The 22,705-nt window shown below is 61.1% G+C and carries 18 protein-coding genes and 1 pseudogene; 12 read left to right on the plus strand and 7 right to left on the minus strand.

Annotated elements, in window-relative coordinates:
• The first annotated feature begins 42 nt into the window (after positions 1–42).
• Positions 43–1,080: a histone deacetylase family protein gene (locus tag AB4O35_RS05690; RefSeq protein WP_065946072.1), complete on the plus strand. Its 1,038-nt coding sequence runs from the start codon at positions 43–45 to the stop codon at positions 1,078–1,080.
• Positions 1,077–2,168 (plus strand): polyamine ABC transporter substrate-binding protein, encoded by a 1,092-nt coding sequence (locus tag AB4O35_RS05695; protein ID WP_065946073.1) that lies wholly within the window; start codon positions 1,077–1,079, stop codon positions 2,166–2,168. Before AB4O35_RS05690 ends, AB4O35_RS05695 begins: the two co-directional genes overlap by 4 nt.
• On the opposite strand, the gene pdxR is transcribed toward AB4O35_RS05695, so the two are convergent.
• Positions 2,169–3,707 (minus strand): MocR-like pyridoxine biosynthesis transcription factor PdxR, encoded by a 1,539-nt coding sequence (pdxR, locus tag AB4O35_RS05700; protein WP_065946074.1) that lies wholly within the window; start codon positions 3,705–3,707, stop codon positions 2,169–2,171.
• A gap of 87 nt (positions 3,708–3,794) precedes the next feature.
• Here pdxR and AB4O35_RS05705 point away from each other — a divergent pair, with 87 nt between their 5' ends.
• The 3 genes from AB4O35_RS05705 to AB4O35_RS05715 are packed head-to-tail and all read left to right on the plus strand — an operon-like array spanning position 3,795 to position 5,558.
• Positions 3,795–4,433, plus strand: coding sequence for an FMN-binding negative transcriptional regulator (locus AB4O35_RS05705; RefSeq protein ID WP_065946075.1), 639 nt, complete (start codon positions 3,795–3,797; stop codon positions 4,431–4,433).
• Positions 4,430–4,876: a GNAT family N-acetyltransferase gene (locus AB4O35_RS05710; RefSeq protein WP_065946076.1), complete on the plus strand. Its 447-nt coding sequence runs from the start codon at positions 4,430–4,432 to the stop codon at positions 4,874–4,876. Before AB4O35_RS05705 ends, AB4O35_RS05710 begins: the two co-directional genes overlap by 4 nt.
• Before the next feature lie 10 nt (positions 4,877–4,886).
• Positions 4,887–5,558 carry a GNAT family N-acetyltransferase gene (locus AB4O35_RS05715; RefSeq protein ID WP_065946077.1) on the plus strand — a complete coding sequence of 224 codons (672 nt, stop codon included), beginning with the start codon at positions 4,887–4,889 and terminating at the stop codon, positions 5,556–5,558.
• 303 nt (positions 5,559–5,861) lie between these two features.
• On the opposite strand, the gene AB4O35_RS05720 is transcribed toward AB4O35_RS05715, so the two are convergent.
• The gene (locus AB4O35_RS05720; protein WP_065880312.1) at positions 5,862–6,758 is read right to left on the minus strand and encodes a homocysteine S-methyltransferase family protein; all 897 of its coding nucleotides are present in this window, start codon (positions 6,756–6,758) and stop codon (positions 5,862–5,864) included.
• A gap of 114 nt (positions 6,759–6,872) precedes the next feature.
• On the opposite strand from AB4O35_RS05720, the pseudogene AB4O35_RS05725 reads away from it, so the two are divergent.
• The 3 genes and pseudogenes from AB4O35_RS05725 to AB4O35_RS05735 all read left to right on the plus strand — a co-directional run bounded on the left by AB4O35_RS05725 (position 6,873) and on the right by AB4O35_RS05735 (position 9,986).
• Positions 6,873–7,693 (plus strand): annotated as a pseudogene (locus AB4O35_RS05725) (ABC transporter substrate-binding protein).
• Positions 7,690–8,514, plus strand: a complete 825-nt coding sequence (locus AB4O35_RS05730; RefSeq protein ID WP_065875532.1) for an amino acid ABC transporter permease — start codon at positions 7,690–7,692, stop codon at positions 8,512–8,514. The pseudogene AB4O35_RS05725 and the gene AB4O35_RS05730 overlap by 4 nt, the downstream one beginning before the upstream one ends.
• A gap of 188 nt (positions 8,515–8,702) precedes the next feature.
• A complete protein-coding gene (locus tag AB4O35_RS05735) occupies positions 8,703–9,986 on the plus strand; it encodes an autotransporter outer membrane beta-barrel domain-containing protein (RefSeq protein WP_065946078.1) in 1,284 nt (427 codons plus the stop codon).
• Positions 9,987–10,057: 71 nt separating this feature from the next.
• Here AB4O35_RS05735 and oadA read toward each other — a convergent pair whose 3' ends face one another.
• Entirely contained in the window at positions 10,058–11,866 is a 1,809-nt protein-coding gene (gene oadA, locus AB4O35_RS05740; protein ID WP_065875534.1) for a sodium-extruding oxaloacetate decarboxylase subunit alpha, read from the minus strand.
• Between the two features lie 11 nt (positions 11,867–11,877).
• The gene (locus tag AB4O35_RS05745; protein ID WP_049710865.1) at positions 11,878–13,293 is read right to left on the minus strand and encodes an acetyl-CoA carboxylase biotin carboxylase subunit; all 1,416 of its coding nucleotides are present in this window, start codon (positions 13,291–13,293) and stop codon (positions 11,878–11,880) included.
• Between the two features lie 195 nt (positions 13,294–13,488).
• On the opposite strand from AB4O35_RS05745, the gene AB4O35_RS05750 reads away from it, so the two are divergent.
• Positions 13,489–14,463, plus strand: coding sequence for a LysR family transcriptional regulator (locus AB4O35_RS05750; RefSeq protein WP_065875535.1), 975 nt, complete (start codon positions 13,489–13,491; stop codon positions 14,461–14,463).
• On the opposite strand, the gene AB4O35_RS05755 is transcribed toward AB4O35_RS05750, so the two are convergent.
• The 3 genes from AB4O35_RS05755 to AB4O35_RS05765 all read right to left on the minus strand — a co-directional run bounded on the left by AB4O35_RS05755 (position 14,393) and on the right by AB4O35_RS05765 (position 18,653).
• Positions 14,393–14,590: a PA3496 family putative envelope integrity protein gene (locus tag AB4O35_RS05755; RefSeq protein ID WP_082224397.1), complete on the minus strand. Its 198-nt coding sequence runs from the start codon at positions 14,588–14,590 to the stop codon at positions 14,393–14,395. The genes AB4O35_RS05750 and AB4O35_RS05755 overlap by 71 nt on opposite strands.
• Positions 14,591–14,751: 161 nt before the next feature.
• Positions 14,752–15,618, minus strand: a complete 867-nt coding sequence (hexR, locus tag AB4O35_RS05760) for a transcriptional regulator HexR (protein WP_010168370.1) — start codon at positions 15,616–15,618, stop codon at positions 14,752–14,754.
• Between the two features lie 158 nt (positions 15,619–15,776).
• Positions 15,777–18,653 carry an EAL domain-containing protein gene (locus AB4O35_RS05765; protein ID WP_065880316.1) on the minus strand — a complete coding sequence of 959 codons (2,877 nt, stop codon included), beginning with the start codon at positions 18,651–18,653 and terminating at the stop codon, positions 15,777–15,779.
• 247 nt (positions 18,654–18,900) lie between these two features.
• On the opposite strand from AB4O35_RS05765, the gene uvrD reads away from it, so the two are divergent.
• The 3 genes from uvrD (at position 18,901) to AB4O35_RS05780 (ending at position 22,687) form a co-directional block, all read left to right on the plus strand.
• Positions 18,901–21,084: a DNA helicase II gene (uvrD, locus tag AB4O35_RS05770; RefSeq protein WP_065946079.1), complete on the plus strand. Its 2,184-nt coding sequence runs from the start codon at positions 18,901–18,903 to the stop codon at positions 21,082–21,084.
• A gap of 189 nt (positions 21,085–21,273) precedes the next feature.
• Positions 21,274–22,143 carry a Tim44 domain-containing protein gene (locus AB4O35_RS05775; protein WP_049710861.1) on the plus strand — a complete coding sequence of 290 codons (870 nt, stop codon included), beginning with the start codon at positions 21,274–21,276 and terminating at the stop codon, positions 22,141–22,143.
• Between the two features lie 136 nt (positions 22,144–22,279).
• Positions 22,280–22,687, plus strand: coding sequence for an SMI1/KNR4 family protein (locus tag AB4O35_RS05780; protein ID WP_017739032.1), 408 nt, complete (start codon positions 22,280–22,282; stop codon positions 22,685–22,687).
• The last annotated feature ends 18 nt before the right edge of the window (positions 22,688–22,705 follow it).

The following is a 22,705-nucleotide window of genomic DNA, read 5'->3' on the forward strand; positions in this document are numbered from 1 at the left end:
AACACTGCCAGCATCCCACTGAGCCTGCGAAGAACAACAACAATGCTGACGATCTATTCCGACGATCACCATTTGCACCACGGCCGCTGTGAACTGATGGATGGGCAACTGATGCCCTGTTTCGAGATGCCGTCGCGTGCCGACCACGTGTTGCAACGGGTCAAGGACCGCGAACTCGGCCCGGTGCAGGCGCCGCAGGATTTCGGCCTGGCGCCGCTGCAACGTATCCACAGCAGCGACTACCTGGAATTTTTCAAAGGTGCCTGGGCGCGCTGGACTGAATTCGCCACCGACGGCGATCTGCTGCCGTATACCTGGCCAGCCCGTACGTTGCGCCGGGTATTGCCGACCAGCCTGCACGGCCAACTGGGTTACTACAGCTTCGACGGCGGCGCACCGATCACCGCCGGCACCTGGCAAGCGGCGTACAGCGCGGCGCAGGTGGCGCTGACCGCGCAACAGGCAATCCAGCAAGGCGCACACAGTGCCTTTGCGCTGTGCCGCCCGCCGGGGCATCACGCCGCCAGCGATTTGATGGGCGGTTATTGCTACCTCAACAACGCCGCCATCGCGGCCCAGGCATTTCTCGACCAGGGCCACAAGAAGGTCGCAATCATTGACGTGGACTACCATCACGGCAACGGCACCCAATCGATTTTCTATGAGCGCAGCGACGTGCTGTTCACCTCGATCCACGGCCACCCGGAAGCGGAATTTCCGTTCTTCCTCGGCTATGCCGACGAGCTGGGCGAAGGCGCGGGAGAAGGCTTCAACTTCAACTATCCGCTGCCTGCCGGTTCGGGCTGGGATCAATGGAGCGCGGCGCTGGAAGAAGCCTGTAAGGAAACCGAACGCTATGACGCCGACGTCATCGTGGTGTCTCTGGGCGTAGACACGTTCAAGGACGATCCGATCTCCCAGTTCAAACTCGACAGCCCAGACTATTTGGCCATGGGCCGGCGCCTGGCTCGCCTTGGCAAACCCACCCTGTTCGTGATGGAAGGCGGCTACGCGGTGGAAGAAATCGGCATCAACGCCGTCAACGTGCTCGAAGGTTTCGAACAAGGAGCTACCCGATGAAGCTGCTCACTACCCTCGCCCTATGCGCCACCGTCTTGAGCGGCGCGGCCCAGGCTGAAGAAAAAACCCTCAAGGTCTTCAACTGGTTCGACTACATCACCCCCAAGGCGCTTGAGGACTTCAAGGCGCAGAACCCGAAAATCAAACTGGTCTACGACATCTTCGACACCAACGAAGCCCTGGAGGCCAAGCTGCTCACCGGCAACTCCGGCTATGACGTGGTAGTGCCGTCCAACGTGTTCCTGGCCAAGCAGATCGAGGCCGGGGTGTTCCAGCCTCTGGACCGCAGCCAGCTGCCCAACTGGAACCACCTCGACCCCAAGCTGATGAAGCTGATCGAAGCCAACGACCCCGGCAATAAATTCGCCGTGCCCTACATGTACGGCACCATCCTGATCGGCTTTAACCCCGACAAGGTCAAGGCCGCATTGGGGCCGAACGCACCGGTATACAGTTGGGACCTGATCTTCAAGGAAGAAAACCTCAGCAAGCTCAAGCAATGCGGCGTGGCCTTTCTCGATTCGCCCTCGGAGATCCTGCCACTGGCCTTGCAGCACCTGGGCCTGGACCCCAACAGCAGCAACCCCAAGGACTACGTCAAGGCTGAAGCGCTGCTGATGAAGATCCGCCCCTACATCACCTACTTCCACTCCTCCAAGTACATGGCCGATATCGCCAACGGCGACATCTGCGTGGCCGTGGGTTACTCGGGCAGCTTCTCCCAGGCCGCCAACCGCGCCAAGGAAGCCAAGAATGGTGTGACGGTGGACATGCGCCTGCCTAAAGAAGGCGCGCCGATCTGGTTCGACATGCTCGCTATCCCCAAGGGCGCGCAAAACCCGCAGGACGCCTACACCTTTATCAACTACCTGCTACAGCCCCAGGTGATCGCGCCGGTCAGCGATTTTGTCGGCTACCCTAACCCCAACAAGGACGCGACCGAGTTGGTCGACCCGGCGATTCGCAACAACGCAAACCTGTACCCCACCGAGGCGGCGATGGCCACGCTGTACACCCTCAAACCGCTGGGGCGTGATGCCGAGCGCGCGCGGACGCGGGCCTGGACCAAGATCAAATCGGGCACCTGATCAGCATCGCCAGGCCTGGCGCAACCGCGCCAGTGCCGCGGCGATATCGGCTTCGGGCACCGCGGCAAACCCCAACACCAGACCAGCGCGTTGGTCCGCAGGCGTGGTCGACTGCGCCAGCCAGTAGCTGCTCAAGCCATTGACCTCGACATCCACCGCGTGTGCCTGCGCCAGCAATTGCTGCTCGCGGGCCAAGCTGTCGACACGCACCGTCATATGCAGCCCCGCCGCAACGCTGGGCAGTTCTCCCACACCGGGCAGGCCGCTGGGCCAACCCGCCAACAACACATTGCGTCGGCTCAACGCGGCCCGGCGCATGCGGCGAATGTGTCGCTGGAAATGCCCGGCCGCCATGAATTCAGCCATCACCGCCTGAGTGCTGACCTCGGAGTGGCGCATGTCCACGGCGCGGCGCCGGGCGAAGGCGTCCACCAATGCCGGCGGCAATACGAGGTAACCGAGGCGCAACGCCGGAAAGGCCACTTTGCCAAAGGTGCCGACGTAGAGCACCCGCCCGTTGCGGTCCAAGGCGGCCAACGGCGAGAGCGGCGCGCCACTGTAGCGATACTCTCCGTCGTAATCGTCTTCGATGATCCAGCCATCCATGCGTTCGGCCCAGGCCAGCAATTCCAGGCGCCGCGCCAGGCTCATTACCACGCCCAACGGATACTGATGTGAAGGCGTGACATAGGCCACACGGCAATCCTGCAAGCGGTTGAGCACCTGGCAATCGATGCCCTCGCCGTCCACGGGCACACCGTGCAGCTTCCCGCCGGCCAGGGCGAACGCATGCCCTGCGGCGCGGTAGCCGGGGTTTTCCACCGCCACGCCATCGCCGGGCTCCACCAGCAGCTGTGCACAAAGGCTGATTGCCTGCTGCGCGCCACTGGTGATCACAATTTGTTCAGCTGAACACTGCATGCCCCGTGAACTGCGCAGGTACGCGGCGATCAGGCCACGCAAGCGGTCGTCTCCCGCCGGATCGCCATAACAGAGTTTTGCCAAGTCGGGCTTGCGCCAGAAAGCCCCATTCAGCTTGGCCCATACCTCAAATGGAAACAGATCGAATGCTGGAACACCGACCCGAAACGCCCGTGGCGGCCCGGGAGGCGGCGCCGGTAAATGGTGAGTTTGCACACGCCCCAAAGCGGGCCTGTGGATAACTTCACTGGCGGAATTAACCGGCAAATCCAACCAATTTGTGGATAAGGCTGGGGATAAGCCTGTTGAAAACCCTGTGGATACTTTTGTGGATAGTTTTTTTGCCGTAGGCAATTGAGCGACGTAAGTGCCATCGCCTACTCGGCTTTCAATAAACCCTTCTGCGTACAGCTGATCGTAGGCGCGCACCACGCTATTGCGCGAGATCGACAGTGCAGCCGCCAAGTCACGACTGGCGGGAAGGCGCGTGCCGCTGACCAATCGCCCGTCCAGCACGCGTTGACGCAGCGCTTCATACAGCTGGCGCGTCAGCCCTTGACGGCGATCCAGCTCGATACCGGCAGGGTTGAACGACAACGGCGGCGTAATGGGCGGCATATTGGACCTATGAAATTAGCGCTAGATGGCTCTTACAACGAACCATTAGCCTGCCTAGGATGCAGGCATTCGCCAAGGAAAATTTCTATGTATACGCCCCGTGCCTTTGCCCTCGAAGACTTGCCCGAATTGCAGCAATTGATCCAGCACACCCGCTTGGCGCAGTTGGTGACCGTAGGCGAGCAAGGCCTGCAAGCCAGCCATTTGCCGCTGCTGCTCAACCCCGATGAAGGCCCTGATGGCACACTCTACGGGCACCTGGCTAAGGCCAACCCGCAATGGAAGGACCTGCAAAACGGCAGCGAAGCCCTGGTGATCTTCGCCGGCGCCGAGGCGTATATCAGCCCGTCGTTTTACCCGGCCAAGGCCGAGCACGGCAAAGTCGTGCCCACCTGGAATTACATCGCCGTGCATGCCTACGGCAAGGCCGAGGTGTTTACCGATGCCGAGCGTTTGCTTGGGGTGGTCAGTGCATTGACCGATCGCCATGAAGGCAGCCGCGCTCAGCCGTGGAAAGTCAGCGACGCCCCGGCCGACTACATTGAAGGCATGCTCAAGGCCATTGTCGGCTTTGCGTTGCCGATCGAGCGCCTGATCGGTAAACGCAAACTCAGCCAGAACCGCAGCGCTGCCGACATCGCCGGCGTTCGCGAGGGGCTGGCCGCCAGCGTCGACGTACGCGACCAGACCCTCGCCCACTTTATCCCCCAAGGAGTCCCAGAATGAGTCAGATCGACATCCGCCAGGTCACCGCCGCTGACCATGGCGCCTGGCTGCCGCTGTGGCAGGCGTACCTGAAGTTCTACAACACCGAACTGCCGGACGCCGTCAGCCAAAGCACCTGGCAGCGCCTGATCGACGCCAACGAGCCGACCCATTCCGCACTGGCCTGGCAGGACGGCAAGGCGGTGGGCATGGTCAACTTCATCTACCACCGCTCCAATTGGAGCATCGAAAACGCCTGCTACCTGCAAGACCTGCTCGTAGACCCCGCTCAACGGGGCACCGGCGTGGGCCGTAAGCTGATTGAGTTCGTCTACGCCACCGCCAAGGCTGACGGCTGCTGTAAGGTTCACTGGCTCACCCACGAGACCAACGCCACCGCGATCCAGTTGTACGAACGCGTCGCCGAACGCCCTGGTTTCATCCAATTTCGCAAAGGTCTTTAAGGAGCGCAGCATGCCCACTTCCCTCGCCGACTGGAAAGGCGTCCCCGCGCCTACCGTGCAACTGCTTCAAGGGCGTTTTATCCGCCTGGAAAAACTCGACCCGGCGCGCCATGGCGATGACGTGTGGCAAGCCCTTGAAGGCCCCGGTGCCGATCCCAAGCTGTGGGACTATTTACCCTACGGGCCTTTTCCTGAGCGCAGTGCGTTCAATGACTGGTTGAACAACCACGCTCAACACAACGAGCCGTACTTCTTCAGCGTGGTCGACCTCAAGACGGGTCAGGTGCAAGGCATCCTCAGCCTGATGTCCATCGTCCCGGCCCAGGGCCGTATCGAAATCGGCCACGTCACCTTTGGCGCGCCGATGCAGCGCTCACCGAGAAGCACCGAAGCGGTATACCTGCTGGCCAAGTATGCGTTCGAGCAGGGCTATCGTCGGCTGGAATGGAAGTGCAATAACGGCAACGCCCGCTCCAAGTACGCCGCAGAGCGCTTGGGGTTCAGTTTTGAAGGGGTGTTCCGCCAGCACATGGTGGTCAAGGGGCAGAACCGGGATACCGCATGGTATTCGATCATCGATACCGAATGGCCGGCGATTGGGGCGGGGTTTGAGGCGTGGTTGTCCGAGGCGAACCAGACAGGTTCAGGCCAGGTGAAAAGCTTGGCGGAGTGCCGGGCTTAATACCTACAGGCACTACAAGATAAAGGTGGGAGCTGGCTTGCCTGCGATGGCGGTGGATCAATGGACACATCCATTGCTGAAACACCGCTATCGCAGCATAAGTGTCTACACATTTTCACTGTGATAGTGCGTAGCAGCTGTCGAGCCCCAGCGAGGCTGCGTTTGCGGCCTGTCTGACACACCGCGGACGCAGCCTCGCCGCGGCTCGACAGCTGCTACGCCAGGGTATGACTAAAGATATGTAGATACCTATGGCTATCGCCGGCAAGCCAGCTCCCACACTTTTGATCTGTGTTGTCTTAACTACCCCAGCTTCTGGGCCAACACCGCAATGTGCTCAGGCCCGATCCCGCAGCATCCGCCCAAATGGCTGGCACCGCGAGCCTGCCAGTCCGCTGCCCAATGCAGGTAACCCGGCGGGTCCAGGTCCTCACGCAATGGGTCAAGACCATCGTTGGCCGTAGCTTCCTTGGGCTGCGGCGGGAAGGCATTGGCGTAGGCGCCCACCTCAATCTGCACGCCCAGGCGCTCGAACGTCTGGCGCGCTGCGTCAATGGCATCACCGATCACTTCCGGCTGGCTGCAGTTGAACAACAGCACTTGCACACCCAACTGCGCCGCGGCTTCGGCCGCATCCGCCACCGGTTCGCCGGAGCGCAGGCGCGGTACGTCGTCGGTGTCTTCGTCCTTGAGGGTAAACGACAGCCAGAACGGTTTGCCGTCCTCGGGCAAACCGGCGTGGATCGCACGGGCTTCAACGATCGAGCTCTGGGTTTCCGCCAGCCACACGTCAACAAAAGGCGCGAGACCTCGCACTAACGGTGTCAGCAATTCGGATACGCGCTGTGGCTCGAACAGGTCGGGGCGATACGAACCAAACAGCGGCGGCAACGAACCCGCCACGCGCACGGCCTTGCCGGAAGCGTCCACGGCTCGCCTTGCCAGTTCACCGGCCAGCGCCGCCAGGGCTTCGCCCTCCTCGGCAAACCGCGCTTCGCCGATATGGAACGGCACCACCGCGTAGCTGTTGCTGGTGATGACGTTGGCACCGCTCTGAATGTACGCTGCATGCACCGCCTCTACCGCTTGGGGCGCTTCGCTCAAGGCCAACGCTGACCACTCCGGCTGCCGGAACGGCGCGCCACGGCGTTGCAGTTCACGGCCCATGCCGCCATCAAGAATTACTGTTGCTGTGGCCATATGCTTTTTACTCATAAGCTTATGAAAATAACTCACTATGAGAGTCGTTCTTATAACTATTTAATACGTCCAATCCGCTTCATAACAACTCTTTTTTCATTCAGGTACCGATCCATGAAACTGAAACCGCTGCTGGCCTTGGGCCTGACGATTCTGGCCGCTTCAACGCAAGCCTTTGGCGGTGCCGCGCTGGACCGTATTGAAAAGAAAAAGAACTGGTGGGCGTGCTGATGGAAAGCTACCCGCCGTTCTCGTTTCTGAATGAGCAAAACCAACTCGATGGCTTCGACGTCGACGTGGCCAAGGCCGTGGCGCAAAAACTCGGTGTGAAGCTGCGCCTGGAGACGCCCTCCTGGGACGTGATCGCGGCCGGCCGCTGGAGTGGGCGTTACGACATCTGCATCTGCTCCATGACCCCGAGCAAGGCCCGCGCCGAGGTGTTCGACTTCCCGGTGGAGTACTACGCCTCGCCGGCGGTGATCGTGGTCAACGCCAAGGATGATCGCATCCACAGCGCCAAGGATCTGAGCGGCAAGAAAGTCGGCCTGACCAGCGCCTCCAGCTATGAAAGCTACCTGAACAAAAACCTGGTGATTGAAGGCGCCGAAGACACGCAGTTGCAGTATCCATTCGACAACGTACAGATAGCGCCCTACGACACCGACAACGTGGCTTTCCAAGACCTCGGCCTGGGCGCCGGCGTGCGCCTGGATGCGATCCTCACCAACCTGGTCACCGCCCAGCCGCGCCTGACCGAGGACAAACGCTTCAAGCTGGCCGGCGAGCCGCTGTACTCCGAGCCCAACTCGGTCGCCATCGAAAAAGGCGACGCTGAATGGGACGCCAAGGTGCGTGAAGTCTTTGCCCAGTTGAAACAGGACGGCACCCTGAGCAAGCTGTCGCAAAAATGGATCGGCGCCGACATCAGCCAATGACTGCGTTTCCCACACCTCCCAAGCTCAAGGAGTCGCGGCTGCAGCGGCTCTTCGGCTTTCGCACGCGGCTTTACCTGACCTGGGCCGCGCTGTTCTGCCTGTTCGCCAGTTTCTTCCTGAGCTTTGACCTGAAGTTCTCGATCATCCTCGACAAGCTGCCCAACCTGGTGGGCGTGCACCTGGCGCCCAACGGCTTCCTGCAAGGCGCGGCGCTGACGCTGTTCTTGTGCCTGTGCTCGATCGGGATATCGTCGGTGCTGGGGTTTGTCACCGCACTGGGACGCTTGTCGAAAAGCGCCGTGGCCTTTGGCATCGCCAGTTTTTATGCATCGTTCTTTCGCGGCACGCCGCTGCTGATCCAGATCCTGCTGATCTACCTCGGCCTGCCGCAACTGGGCCTGGTGCCGGGCGCCATCGTCGCCGGGATCATCGCGTTGTCGCTGAACTACGGCGCTTACTTGAGCGAAATCTTCCGCGCCGGCATCCTCGGTGTCGCCCACGGTCAGCGTGAAGCGGCACTCGCCCTGGGCATGCGTGACAGCGTGATCTTCTGGCACGTCACCCTGCCCCAGGCCATGCGCACCATCATTCCGCCGACCACCAACCAGTTCATCTCGATGCTCAAGGACTCGTCCCTGATCTCGGTGATGGGCGTGTGGGAGGTCATGTTCCTGGCGCAGTCCTATGGCCGCTCGAGCTATCGCTATATCGAGATGCTGACCACGGCGGCGATTATTTACTGGGTGCTGTCGCTGGGCCTGGAGCTGATCCAGGCGCGGATGGAACGGCATTATGGCAAGGGGTATGTGCGCCGTAGTTAAGCTCCAAAAGCTGCATTAACATGCATATTGGTGTGCTTTTAGGAGCGTGATTACGCAATAAAATGCAGACGTCTCTTATCGCCGACCGATAGCGACAACTCCCGCGCACCGCGACTCCGTGGCCTGACAGTTATCCCTCCTTCACGTCGCTAAATTCCCCGCCTCATTCACCAAGAGGTTGGGAATTCATGCCCACTACACTCCGCAGAATCGTACTTGCCTTCAGCCTTATCGCTACGGCCAACCTTCAGCATGCACAGGCGCGCGGCGATATCGAATACATGCCGTACTGGTATCAACCCTACGACGCACCGGCTTTTGAGTCGTTCGGCCTTCCCGAAGTTGAAGCGGCGCCCATCGACGGCTATCTAACTGGACAAGCGACCACCCACAATGGCCGGCAGGTGGCGAAGGTGCTCGAGCCTGCACTGACTCGCCTGCTGGAGTCCGGCGAGCTGAGCTCCGAGCAAATCAAGGCCCTGGAAAAACTCAACGCCGAACTCGCGCAGAAACCCGGTGCGTTCGGCGCGGCGCTTGAGCAACTGGCCGGCAGTCAAAACGCGAACCTGGCGGCAGCAACCCAGAACACCACCCAGCAACTCAGCAGCCGAGTGCTCTCGACCCTGCGCGAATTGCCCACCGACTCTGACGGCCACTTCTGGGTAAAAAACCTCGGCAGCGAAGGCAGTCTCGACAGCCAGCGCGGTACTGCCGGTCTGAATACGGCCAACCAAGGCGTTTTAATGGGCGCAGATTGGTCGGTCGACCCTGCGTGGCGCGTCGGTGTGCTAGGGGCAAAGTCCAGCAGCCGTTTCGATACGCAGCGCTTTACCGCAGACCTGGACAGCTGGCATCTGGGCGGTTACGCCGTGCGCCAGGACGGCCCGTTGGCGTTACGCTTGGGGGCGATCTACAGCAGCCATGCGGGGCAGAACAAACGTGGCGTGGATATCCTGGGTTACAAGGACACGCTCAAGGGTAGCTACACTGCCAACAGCCAGAATGTCTTCAGCGAAATGGGCTACCAACTGGGCAGTGGCGACATCAGCATCGAGCCGTTTGCTGGCCTTGGCTACCAGCGCTACAGCCGTGACAGTTTCAAGGAACACGGCGGTCCGGCCGCACTGAACGTCGATGCGCAAACCCAACAGAACCTGAGCAGCACCTTTGGTCTGCGCCTGGCCAAACTGTTCCGGTTCGACAACCAGATGACCCTCACACCCCATCTGAGTACGCACTGGAAACACCTCTATGGCGACGTCGACAGCCAGGTGCGCCAGTCCTTTCGCCACGGCGGCATTGACGGTTTCACCCTTCAGGGCGCGTCCCTCGACCGCAACAGCCTGAACCTGCAGGCTGGGCTCGATCTGGCACTCTCAGCCAACCACACCGTCGGCCTGGCCTACAGCGCGGAAAACGGCACTCAGAGCAGCAGCCAAGGCTTGATAGGCCAGTGGCGGATACGTTTCTAAGCAAACTACAGGCGAAAAAAAAGGGGAGCACCTGCCCCCCCGAGGATTAAACGGTCGTGTCGAAGGCTGTGTCAGCCTTCGATTTCAATCAGGATTTCGCCAGGGTTGACCCGGTCGCCCTTGGCGACATGAACGGCGGTCACCTTGCCGGCAATCGCTGCCTGCACTTCGGTTTCCATCTTCATGGCTTCGGTAATCAGTACAGCCTGGCCGGCCTTGACCACGTCGCCTTCCTTGACCAGCACGTCGACGATATTGCCCGGCATCGCGGTGCTGACATGGCCTGGCTCGGTGGCCTGCTTGCGTTTGCTGCTACCACCGCTGACAAACTCGTTGAGCGGTTCGAACACCACTTCTTCGGGCATGCCGTCGATGGACAGGTAGAAGTGGCGCTTGCCTTCTGCCTTCACGCCGACACCGGTGATGTCGACGCGGTAGCTCTCGCCGTGCACGTCGATGACGAACTCGGTCGGTACGCCTTCGCCACCGGCACGGGCCACGCCGCCCGCTTCAGGAATCGGCAACAGTACTTCCGGCGCCAGGGTGCCGGCGTCGCGCTCTTCGAGGAACTTGCGGCCGATGTCCGGGAACATGGCGTAGGTCAGCACGTCTTCTTCGGACTTGGCCAGCGCGCCGATTTCGCCACGCAGCTTGGTCATTTCCGGCTTGAGCAAATCGGCCGGGCGTACGTCGATCACCTCTTCGCTGCCGATGGCCTGGCGGCGCAGTTTCTCATTCACGGTGCCCGGCGCCTTGCCGTAGCCGCCTTGCAGGTAGAGCTTCACTTCGTTGGTGATGGTCTTGTAGCGCTCGCCGGCCAACACGTTGAAGAACGCCTGGGTGCCGACGATCTGCGAAGTCGGGGTCACCAGCGGCGGGAAGCCAAGGTCTTCACGCACACGCGGGATTTCGGCCAGCACTTCGCTCATGCGGTTGAGGGCGCCCTGCTCTTTCAACTGGTTGGCCAGGTTGGAAATCATACCGCCTGGCACTTGGTTGACTTGCACACGGGTGTCGACGGCGGTGAATTCGCTTTCGAACTGGTGGTATTTCTTGCGCACGGCGTAGAAGTACAGGCCGATCTCTTGCAGCAGTTCCAGGCTCAAGCCGGTGTCGAACTCACTGCCTTTAAGGGCGGCGACCATCGACTCAGTGCCCGGATGGCTGGTGCCCCAGGCAAAGCTGGAAATGGCGGTGTCGATGTGGTCGGCACCGTTCTCGATGGCCTTGAGTTGGCACATCGCGGCCAAACCAGCCGTGTCGTGGGAGTGGATAAAGATCGGCAGGTTCTGTTCGGCTTTCAGCGCCTTGACCAGTTCGCCGGTGGCGTACGGGGTCAACAGGCCGGCCATGTCCTTGATCGCAATCGAGTCGCAGCCCATGGATTCGAGCTGTTTGGCCTGGGCCACAAACGCTTCGACAGTGTGCACCGGGCTGGTGGTGTAGGCGATAGTGCCCTGGGCATGTTTGCCGGCGGCCTTCACCGCTTCGATGGCCACGCGCAGGTTACGCACGTCGTTCATGGCGTCGAAAATACGGAACACGTCGATGCCATTTACGGCGGCCTTGGCCACGAACGCTCTTACAACGTCATCGCTGTAATGGCGATAGCCCAGCAGGTTCTGGCCACGCAGCAGCATTTGCAGGCGTGTGTTGGGCAACGCGGCACGCAGTTTGCGCAGGCGCTCCCACGGGTCTTCTTTGAGGAAACGTACGCAAGCGTCGAAGGTCGCGCCGCCCCAGACTTCCAGGGACCAGTAGCCGACTTTGTCGAGCTTGTCGCAGATCGGCAGCATGTCATCGGTGCGCATGCGGGTCGCCAGCAACGATTGGTGGGCGTCGCGCAGGATGGTGTCGGTGACAAAGATTTTCTTGCTCATTCTTATATTCCTCACAGGCCTGCGTGGGCGGCGATGGCGGCAGCGATGGCCAGGGCCAGCTCTTCGGGTTTGCGCTTGATCGAGTAGTTGGTCAGTTCAGGGTGGGCTTCAACGAAGCTGGTATTGAACTGGCCGCTGCGGAATTCCGGGTTGCGCAGGATTTCCTGGTAGTAGGCGGCGGTGGTCTTCACGCCTTGCAGGCGCATGTCGTCCAGGGCACGCAGGCCGCGGTCCATGGCTTCTTCCCAGGTCAACGCCCACACCACCAGTTTCAGGCACATGGAGTCGTAGAACGGTGGGATGGTGTAGCCGGTGTAGATCGCCGTGTCGGTGCGCACGCCAGGACCGCCGGGGGCGTAGTAACGGGTGATCTTGCCGAAGCTTGGGAGGAAGTTGTTCTTCGGGTCTTCGGCGTTGATGCGGAACTGCAACGCGAAACCCCGGTGCTGGATGTCTTCCTGTTTCACCGACAGCGGCAACCCGGAGGCGATGCGGATCTGCTCGCGGACGATGTCGATCCCGGTGATTTCTTCGGTGATGGTGTGTTCCACCTGCACCCGGGTGTTCATCTCCATGAAGTACACCTCGCCCTCCGCGAGCAGGAACTCCACGGTGCCGGCGTTCTCGTAACCCACGGCCTTGGCCGCGCGCACCGACAGGTCGCCGATGTAGGCGCGCTGTTCCGGGGTCAACTGAGGGCTTGGGGCGATTTCGATGAGCTTCTGGTTGCGACGCTGAATCGAGCAATCGCGCTCGAACAGGTGCACCACGTTGCCAAAGCTGTCACCGAGGATCTGCGCTTCGATGTGCTTGGGATTGACGATGCATTTTTCCAGGAACACTTCCGCCGAGCCGAACGCCTTGGTGGCTTCGGAGATCACACGGGGGAAGGCTTGTTCAAGTTCTTCGCGGCTGTTGCAACGACGGATACCACGACCGCCACCACCGGAGGTGGCCTTGAGCATCACCGGGTAACCAATACGGTCGCCTTCAGTCAGGGCTTCGGCGATGTCGGCGACGTTGCCTTCGGTGCCGGGCGTGACCGGTACGCCAGCCTTGATCATGCTGCGGCGCGCTTCGGTCTTGTCGCCCATGCGGCGGATCACTTCAGCGGACGGGCCGATGAATTTGATCCCGCGTTCGGCACAGATATCCGCCAGTTCGGCGTTCTCCGACAGGAAGCCATAGCCGGGATGCAGCGCATCACAACCGGTTTCCACCGCCAGGTTCACCAGCTTGCGCGGGTTCAGGTAACCGGCCAGTGGCTCGGCACCAATGCTGTGGGCTTCGTCGGCACGCTTGACGTGCAACGCATGGCGGTCGGCGTCGGAGTAGACCGCGACCGAGCGAATGCCCATCTCGGCGCAGGCACGCACGATTCGTACGGCAATTTCACCACGGTTGGCGATCAGGATCTTTTTTATCACTTGGAAATTCCCTTGAGCCGATTGCTGCGTTCTTCGACCCACTGAAGCTGGGTCGGCGCGTGACCAAATGTTTCATGACAGTCGCGAGACACACACTAAGCCCGTGGAGGGATTAACAAAAATCAATAATTATTGGGTCACGCATAAGTAAAGACTTATAGTTGTGCCGCCGGCTTGGGATGAGGAGAGCGAAACATGCGTAAATCATTGATGCGACTGACATTGCGTCAGCTGCAGATCTTTCATGAAGTGTGTGATTTGCGCTCTTACAGCCGCGCCGCCGAGGAAATGTCCCTCACACAGCCCGCCGTGAGCCTACAAATTCGTCAGCTTGAGGAGCTGATCGGCCAGCCGCTGTTCGATTATGTCGGCAAAAAACTCTACATGACCGAGGCCGCTGAAGCGCTGCAACGGGCCAGTCGCGATATCTTCGGACGGCTGGAGAACCTCGATATGCAGCTGTCGGACATGCAGGGCTCGCTGCAGGGCCAACTGAAGCTGGCCGTGGAATCCAGCGCCAAATACTTTGTGCCGCATTTGTTTGCTGCCTTTAAGCGCCAGCACCCTGAGGTGCAGTTGCACCTGACGGTGGTCAACCGTGCCCAGGTGATCCGCCGGCTGTCGGACAACCGCGACGATCTGGTGATCATGTCCATGGTGCCCCAGGACATGGGCCTGGAATTCCTGCCCTTCCTCAACAACCCGATTGTCGCCGTGGCACCCCTCGACCATCCATTGAGCCTGCAAGGCCCATTGCGCCTGCAAGATCTGGAACCTTACACGCTGCTGCTGCGTGAACCGGGTTCCGGCACGCGGATGGCTTGCGAAGAGTACTTCAAGGAGAAACGCGTGCACTTCACCCAGACGGTGGAAGTAGCCTCGGCCGAGGCGCAGCGCGAGTGTGTATGCGCGGGATTGGGCGTGGCCTTGCTGACGCGCCACGCGGTCAACATGGAACTGGCCACCGGCGGGCTCAAGGAGCTGCCGGTGGAAGAGCTGCCGCTGTACCGCAGTTGGTGCCTGGTGCAAGCCAAAGCCAAGCGCCTGTCACCGGTGGCCCATGCGTTCCTGGGCTTTATCCGCAGCGAACGGGTGCAGATCAGCGCGCTGGCTGAGCGCTTCGCTGGGCAGCCGCGGGTGCCTGCCAGTGGAGTTCCGGGTAGTCACTGATGCTCTGGAGCAATTGGCGCTCCTCGCAACGGTCTTCGATTGCGCGACGGAACGCCATGCGGCGTTGGTCTTCCTGCTGACGACGGGTCTTTACGGTGCTGTTGCTGTCTTCGTAGGGCCGGGCCATTTGGAGTCTCCCAATGCGAGTGCGGGGAGTACAGGATGGGCGCAGGGGATGACGGTTTGGCGGCGCGGGGGTTACAGGACGATGAATATTCTATAGCTGACGCAAATCCACTGTGGGAGCTGGCTTGCCTGCTCCCACATTTGACCGAGTGTGACTTTGAATCAATCGTCGAGGGCTTTGACCGACTTAGGCGACAGGCGAAGGCTACGCAAGCTGCGCTTAACACTCTTGAGGTGGTTGACCAGGCTCGGCCCACGCGCCATGGCCACGCCCATTGCCAACACATCAATCACCACCAAGTGGGCGATACGCGAGGTCAGCGGCGTATAAATCTCAGTGTCTTCATGCACATCGATTGCCAGGTTGACCGTAGACAGTTCCGCCAACGGCGTCTGGCTCGGGCACAGGGTGATCAGGGTCGCACCGCTTTCACGCACCAGGTTGGCGGTGATCAGCAGGTCTTTGGAGCGGCCTGACTGGGAAATACAGATGGCGACGTCGGTAGGCTTCAAGGTCACCGCCGACATCGCCTGCATATGCGGGTCACTGTAGGCGGCGGCGGTGAGCAGCAGGCGGAAGAACTTGTGTTGGGCGTCAGCGGCCACTGCGCCCGAAGCACCAAAACCGTAGAACTCGACACGCTGGGCCTGGGACATAGCGGTCACGGCCTTTTGCAACTCCACCGGGTCAAGCTTCTCGCGCACTTCCATCAGGGTGTGCAGGGTGGTGTCGAAGATTTTCAGGCTGTAGTCGGCGACGGAATCGTCTTCGTGAATCGCAAATTGCCCGAAGCTGGCACCGGCGGCCAAACTTTGGGCCAGCTTGAGTTTCAAGTCCTGGAACCCGGAGCAACCGATGGCGCGGCAGAAGCGCACGATGGTCGGCTCGCTGATGCCCACGCTGTGGGCCAGGTCAGCCATGGAACTGTGCATCACAGCCGCAGGGTCAAGCAGCACGTGATCGGCAACCTTGAGTTCCGATTTGCGTAACAGGTGGCGCGACTGGGCGATATGTTGCAACAGGTTCAAAGGGCAGGACTCTTGTTATGGGCAGGGCCAAGGATGTAGCAAGCTTGTAGTTATACTACAAGAATTGTCGTTTTGCCCGCCCGAAGCATCACTAAATCGCCCTGCTCCCCTTTGAATCTAAGGGCGGCCAAGTTGTAGCCACAGGGGCGGCCTTGGCGTCACTCAGGAAAATCTGCATTTTTCCGTAACAAATCTGCCAACCCTTCGGCCTGCATCGGCCGGCTGATCAAATAGCCCTGCACTTCGTCACAACGCTCCCCGCGCAGAAAATCCAGCTGCTGTTGATCTTCCACACCTTCGGCCACCACTTTGAGCGCCAACCCGTGGGCCATCGCAATGATTGCCCGGGTGATGGCCGCGTCTTCACGCCCCTGGCCAAGCCCACGGATAAAGCTCTGGTCGATCTTCACGTAGTCCACCGGGATGCGCTTGAGGTAGCTGAGGGACGAATAACCGGTGCCGAAATCATCAATGGCCAACTTCACGCCCAGGTCGCGCAGTTGCTGGAAGGTCGCGATGATGTGTTCAACGCTGTCGAGCAACTGGCTTTCGGTCAGCTCCAGCTCGAGGTATTGCGGGTCCAGCCCGGTTTCTTCAAGCACCTGGCGCACCAGGCTGACCACCTTGCCCTGGCGCAACTGATGCACCGACAGGTTCACCGACACGCGGATCGGCGCCAGACCCTGACGCTGCCATTCACAGGCTTGCCAGCAGGCCTCGCGCAGCACGAATTCACCCAGTGGCACGATCAAGCCGGTTTCTTCGGCCAGGCCGATAAAGTCCCCCGGCGGCACCATGCCCCACTGCGGATGCTCCCAGCGGATCAACGCTTCGGCAGCATTCAGCTTACCGGTGGCCAGGCACAGTTTCGGTTGGTAGAACACCGTGAGCTGGCGCTCCTCGATGGCCTTGCGCAGGTGGTTTTCCAGCTGTAAGCGCTCCAGGGTGCTGGCTTGCAGGCTGTCGGTGTAGAACTGGAAATTATTACCGCCCAGATGCTTGGCGTGCTGCATCGCCATGTTCGATTGGCTGACCAGCGCGGAAATTTCACGCGCATTGTCCGGCAACAGGCTGACACCCATCGAAGCACTCACTACCAGCTCATGCCCGTCCACCGTCACCGGCACGCGCAGCTTGGCCAGCAGTCGTGTGGCGACTCGCGCCAGGCTCGACAGGTTGCCATAAGCGTCGAACAACACGGCGAACTCGTCCCCGGACAGGCGTGCGATGGTGTCGGCCTCGGGCAAGGCGTTGATCAGGCGGCGCGCCATTTTCTGCAGCAATTGGTCGGCGACTTCATGGCCCAAACTGTCATTGAGCAGTTTGAAGCGGTCCAGGTTGATATGCAGCAGCGCCAGGCTGCGCCCGCCCTGACGCACGCGCTGATGAGCCTCGCGCAGCCGTTCGCGGAACAGCGAGCGGTTGGCCAGGCCGGTCAATTCGTCATAGTGGGTGAGGTAGCGCATGCGCTCTTCGGACTCACGCCTGGCCGAGAGATCGGCGAAGAAGCCCACGATATGGCTGACTTTCCCCCGGACATCGCGCACCACGTTCAATTGCAGCCACTGCGGGTACAGCTCGCCATTCTTGCGCGTTTCCACCAGCTCGCCCTGCCAGGTGCCGTGGCTGAGCAGCGCCTGGCGGATCACCGGGAAGTGGCGGCGGGCATCGCGGCTGCTGGGCAGCTCCACGACATTGCGACCGATCATGTCGTCGGTTTCAAAACCGGTCACACGACTGAATGCCTGGTTGACGGCGACCAGCTTGTAGTCTGGGTCAAGAATCACGATCCCTTCGCTGGCCGCCTCGAACACGGTCGACGCCAAGCGCTGTTGCTCCTCCAGGGCCTTGCCGGCGCTGATATCGCGGCGCGTGCCAAGCATGCGCGTGACCCGCCCGCTGGCCGTGCGCTCCACGGCACGGCCACGGTCTTCGATCCATACCCAGTGCCCATCGCCGTGGCGCACGCGGTATTCCACCTGGTAGTCCTCGCTGCGACCCTTAAGGTGTTCCACCAGGGCGCGCTTGAGCAGCGGCAGGTCTTCGGGATGCAGGCGCGGCTTGAGATGGCCGAGCATCGCCGTGACGTACTCCGGCTCCAGACCGAACAATTCCTTGAGCTGGGTGTGGTGGACTTCGTCGGTTTGCAGGTTCCAGTCCCACAGGCCAAGTTCACTGGCTTGCAGGGCCATGGCCAGGCGCGCTTCGCTTTTATTCAGGGCCAGGCTGGCGGCGTCCAGCTCCTGGCTACGTTGCGCCACGCGGTCCTGCAGGCCGATTTGCGCGTCACGCAGCTCCTGCTCGACCTGGCGGCGCTGTTCGACTTCGCGCACCAAGTCCTGATTGAGTTGTTCGCTGCGCTGCTGCGCCTGTTGCAGGTGCTCGATCAGCGCCTGGTTCTGAAAGCGTCGCAGCAGCCCGCGCTGGATCAGGCGATTGACCTGCCACGCCACCAGGCTCAAGGACGCCAGCAGGATCAGGCCCAGTACACCCCAACCGCGCTGCCGCGGGTCGCCGCTCCAGAACAGGTAGATGATCGCCGGCACCAGGCACGGCAAGGCGAATGACAAAAACGCCGGCAGGCTCACGGCATAGGCCACGCTGGCCGACAGCGTCGCGGCACCGATCAGGCCGAACACCCAGGCCTGCTGCATAAAGCTGTCCGCCGGCACCAGCGCGATGGCGGCGGTGGCCAGGGTCAGGCCGCTGACCGCCGAACCGAGCATGAACATGCGCCGCCATACCGGCTGGGCCTGGCGGCTGGGCATGGCTGAATCAAACGCCGCCACCTGGATCACGCGCATGGCCACCAGGGCCAGCAGCCAGACCAGCCAGATGCTGTCCAACAGGTATTGCTTGGGGTTCCAGAGCAGCCAGGCGCAGACCAGGCCATTGACCAACATCAACAGGGTCGGCAGCAGCGAGCCCTGATACAGCAGGCGTGTGCGCTCGACCGCCATCTCCGTGGCGTAGTGTTTGCGAAGAACCTGCGCAGGCGCCGCCGAGGGGCCAAACAGGTCGGTGCTGAGGGTCATAGGCAGTGTTCTTATAATGGTGAGCCCGAAACGTCGACGGAGCATACACAAGCAAACGCTTGGGCCAAACTGCTCTACGTCATAAAAACGGCACGGTCATGCGCCGCAAACTTCGGGGCCAGACGGCTTGAGCGAGACGCTGCGCGGGCTGTGGCCATTGACCAACCGGTCATCACCCTGATTGTTTTCCGTCGACCACCCGGCATTGGTATTTGCCCCACTTCCCCGTGGGCCATAGAATGCGCCGATGCGCGATGATCTCTCTCTTTTGCTTAACTCCCTCAACGATGCCCAACGCCAGGCCGTAGCAGCCCCCGTTGGCCGTCAGTTGGTCCTGGCCGGTGCTGGCTCCGGTAAAACCCGAGTGCTGGTGCACCGTATCGCCTGGTTGATCCAGGTCGAGAACGCGTCCCCGCATTCCATCCTGTCGGTGACCTTCACCAACAAGGCCGCTGCCGAGATGCGCCACCGCATCGAGCAGTTGATGGGCATCAGCCCGGCCGGCATGTGGGTAGGCACCTTCCACGGCCTGGCGCACCGCCTGTTGCGCGCGCACTGGCAGGAAGCGGGCCTGGCCCAGACCTTCCAGATCCTCGACAGCGATGACCAGCAACGCTTGGTCAAACGGGTGATTCGCGAACTGGGCCTGGACGAACAGCGTTGGCCGGCGCGCCAGGCGCAATGGTTTATCAACGGCCAGAAAGACGAAGGCCTGCGCCCGCAACATATCCAGGCCAGCGGCGACTTGTTCCTGGCCACCATGCGCAGCATTTATGAAGCCTACGAGGCCGCCTGCGCGCGCGCCGGGGTCATCGACTTCTCCGAGCTGCTGCTGCGCGCCCTCGACCTGTGGCGCGACAACCCAGGCTTGCTGGCCCATTACCAGAAACGCTTCCGACACATTCTGGTGGACGAGTTCCAGGACACCAACGCCGTTCAGTACGCCTGGTTGCGCCTGCTGGCCAAAGGCGGCGACAGCCTGATGGTGGTGGGCGACGACGACCAGTCGATCTACGGCTGGCGTGGCGCGAAAATCGAAAACATCTACCAGTACTCCGAAGACTTCCCGGACGCGGTCACTATCCGCCTGGAGCAGAACTACCGCTCCACCGCCGGGATTCTCAAGGCCGCCAACGCCCTGATCGCCAACAATACCGGGCGGCTGGGCAAGGAGCTGTGGACCGACGGCGGCGAAGGCGAAGCGATCAACCTCTACGCCGCGTTCAACGAGCACGATGAAGCGCGCTATGTGGTGGAAACCATCGAAAGCGCGCTGAAAACTGGGCTGGCGCGCAGCGACATCGCGATTCTTTACCGTTCCAACGCCCAATCGCGGGTATTGGAAGAAGCCTTGCTGCGCGAGCGCATCCCGTACCGCATCTATGGCGGCCAGCGCTTCTTCGAGCGCGCCGAAATCAAGAACGCCATGGCCTACCTGCGTTTGCTGGAAGGCCGTGGCAACGATGCGGCGCTGGAGCGCGTCATCAATATCCCGGCGCGGGGCATCGGCGAGAAAACCGTCGAGGCGATTCGCGAGCACGCTCGCCATGCAGATGTGTCGATGTGGGAAGCCATGCGCTTGCTGATCGCCAATAAAGGCCTGACCGGCCGCGCGGCGGGCGCACTGGGCGTGTTCGTCGAGCTGATCGAGAACCTGTCGGCCAAATGCGCGGAAATGCCGCTGCACCTGATGACTCAGACCGTGATCGAACAGTCCGGCCTGATCGCCTACCACGAAGCGGAAAAAGGCGAGAAAGGCCAGGCCCGGGTAGAAAACCTTGAGGAACTGGTGAGCGCCGCGCGTGCGTTCGAAAACACCGAGGAAGACGAGGAGCTGACCCCGCTCGCCGCATTCCTCGGGCATGCGTCGCTGGAAGCCGGCGACACCCAGGCCGATGAGCATGAAGACAGCATCCAACTGATGACCTTGCACAGCGCCAAGGGCCTGGAATTCCCGTATGTGTTCCTGGTCGGCATGGAAGAAGGCCTGTTCCCCCACAAGATGAGCCTGGAAGAGCCCGGCCGTCTTGAGGAAGAGCGTCGCCTGGCCTACGTCGGCATCACCCGCGCCATGCAGAACCTGGTGATGACCTACGCTGAAACCCGACGCCTGTATGGCAGCGAGACCTACAACAAGGTGTCACGCTTCGTACGTGAGGTGCCGAAGGGTCTGATTCAGGAAGTGCGCCTCTCCAACAGCGTCAGCCGCCCGTTCGGCGGAGGCCAGCAGCAAAGCGCCAGCAGCCTGTTCGCCGGCTCCGAAATTCCGAAAACCCAGTTCAGCCTTGGCCAGCAGGTCAGGCATTCGGTGTTCGGCGAAGGCGTGATCCTCAACTTCGAAGGCGCGGGTGCCCAGGCGCGGGTGCAGGTGAACTTCGCCGAAGGCAGCAAGTGGCTGATGATGGGTTACGCGAAGCTCGAAGCCATTTGAAACATTTGCCTACATGAAGGTGAGTGGCCCGCCCTTGTTTTTAACAAGCGCGGGCCAATATCTGTAATAAGTCCTACAGACTATTCTGAATCAGTCCTACGCAAAAGCCCGAAACATTATGTCGCTAGCCACTGTCACTACACCTGTGCAACATGGCGCGCGTGCAATCCACAAATGGGAATTCCCTTTATGAAACGTTTTCTTAGCATCGCCATGGCGTTGTGCATCGGCCTGACGATGAGCATCGACGCCAACGCCAAGCGCTTCGGTGGCGGCAAAAGTTCGGGTGCAGCACCGACTCACCAGACCAGCCAAATGGCTCCATCCGCCGGTGCCGGCGGTGCTGCGGCTACCGCAGGCGCAGCCGGTGCTGCGGGCGCTGCTGCCAAGGCTGGCGGTGCTTCGCGCTGGTTAGGCCCTCTGGCCGGTATCGCCGCCGGTGGCCTGCTCGCTTCCATGTTCATGGGCGGCGGCTTCGAGGGCATGCAGATCTTCGACATGCTGATCCTGGCCGTCATCGCCTTTGTGATCTTCCGCTTTATTGCCGCCCGTCGCCGCAAGCAGCAGGAGCACCTGGCTCCAGCCGGCGCGCCGATGCAGCGTGAAGTGTTCGAGCAAAAACCAGCCATGGGTTCGATCTTCGGTGGTTCGGCAGCACCTGCTGCAGCCCGCCCGGTGATCAACGCACCGGCCTGGTTCAACGAAGAACGTTTCGTCGAAGCGGCCCGCAGCCACTTCCAGTCCCTGCAGCAGCACTGGGACGCAAACGAAATGGACAAGATCGCCGAGTTCGTCACCCCGCAACTGCTGGAGTTCCTCAAGCGCGAACGTGCCGACCTGGGCGACGCTTTCCAGTCGACCTACATCGAAGACCTGCGCGTACAGCTGGACGGTGTGGATGATCGCGCCGACAAGACCATCGCCACCCTGACGTTCAGCGGTGTGTCGAAGACCTCGCGCTTCGACCAGGGTGAAGTGTTCAGCGAAAGCTGGAACATGGAACGCCCACAAGGCGACAACCAGCCATGGCTGGTCGCCGGTATCCGTCAGAACGGCTGATCCCTGCACGCTTGAGCACGCAGTCACAAAAAACCCCGGACCTGTCCGGGGTTTTCTATTTCACGGTTGCACTTATAGCGAGCTACTGTATAAAACGCCCCTATAAACCGCGCCATCTAGCAAGAGGATCCCGGCCGTGGAAGAAATCATCGAACAATTGCGTGAAGCCAACGAACCGGTCCCGGTTCCCCTGGAACTGCCTGATGAAGACCAATTGGTGGAAATCGAGGAACAACTGTTCATCGACATCCCGTTTGTCTTCCGTGAATTCCTGCTGACCGTCAGCGACGTGGTGTACGGCAGCCTGGAGCCGGTGACTGTCACCGACCCACAATCCCACACCTACCTGCCGGACGTGGCGGCAAACGCCTGGGATGCCGGCGTTGATCGCAGCATGATCCCGATCTGCCAGGACGGTGACGACTATTACTGCGTCGAGGAAGACGGCACCGTGGTGCTGTGGTCCGGCGAAGAAGAGCTTGTCACCGAAGAAACCTGGGAATCGGTGTGGCACTGGGCGCGGGACGTCTGGCTGGAAAGCTGAGTCCACACCCAGGCCGGG

It is taken from the genome of Pseudomonas sp. H1_A03, from assembly GCF_054685145.1.

Coding starts and splice junctions, on each gene's coding strand:
- AB4O35_RS05690 (WP_065946072.1), top strand. CDS start 43: ATGCTGACGATCTATTCCGACGATCACCATTTGCACCACGGCCGCTGT.
- AB4O35_RS05695 (WP_065946073.1), top strand. CDS start 1,077: ATGAAGCTGCTCACTACCCTCGCCCTATGCGCCACCGTCTTGAGCGGC.
- pdxR (WP_065946074.1), bottom strand. CDS start 3,707: ATGCCGCCCATTACGCCGCCGTTGTCGTTCAACCCTGCCGGTATCGAG.
- AB4O35_RS05705 (WP_065946075.1), top strand. CDS start 3,795: ATGTATACGCCCCGTGCCTTTGCCCTCGAAGACTTGCCCGAATTGCAG.
- AB4O35_RS05710 (WP_065946076.1), top strand. CDS start 4,430: ATGAGTCAGATCGACATCCGCCAGGTCACCGCCGCTGACCATGGCGCC.
- AB4O35_RS05715 (WP_065946077.1), top strand. CDS start 4,887: ATGCCCACTTCCCTCGCCGACTGGAAAGGCGTCCCCGCGCCTACCGTG.
- AB4O35_RS05720 (WP_065880312.1), bottom strand. CDS start 6,758: ATGGCCACAGCAACAGTAATTCTTGATGGCGGCATGGGCCGTGAACTG.
- AB4O35_RS05730 (WP_065875532.1), top strand. CDS start 7,690: ATGACTGCGTTTCCCACACCTCCCAAGCTCAAGGAGTCGCGGCTGCAG.
- AB4O35_RS05735 (WP_065946078.1), top strand. CDS start 8,703: ATGCCCACTACACTCCGCAGAATCGTACTTGCCTTCAGCCTTATCGCT.
- oadA (WP_065875534.1), bottom strand. CDS start 11,866: ATGAGCAAGAAAATCTTTGTCACCGACACCATCCTGCGCGACGCCCAC.
- AB4O35_RS05750 (WP_065875535.1), top strand. CDS start 13,489: ATGCGTAAATCATTGATGCGACTGACATTGCGTCAGCTGCAGATCTTT.
- AB4O35_RS05755 (WP_082224397.1), bottom strand. CDS start 14,590: ATGGCCCGGCCCTACGAAGACAGCAACAGCACCGTAAAGACCCGTCGT.
- AB4O35_RS05765 (WP_065880316.1), bottom strand. CDS start 18,653: ATGACCCTCAGCACCGACCTGTTTGGCCCCTCGGCGGCGCCTGCGCAG.
- uvrD (WP_065946079.1), top strand. CDS start 18,901: ATGCGCGATGATCTCTCTCTTTTGCTTAACTCCCTCAACGATGCCCAA.
- AB4O35_RS05775 (WP_049710861.1), top strand. CDS start 21,274: ATGAAACGTTTTCTTAGCATCGCCATGGCGTTGTGCATCGGCCTGACG.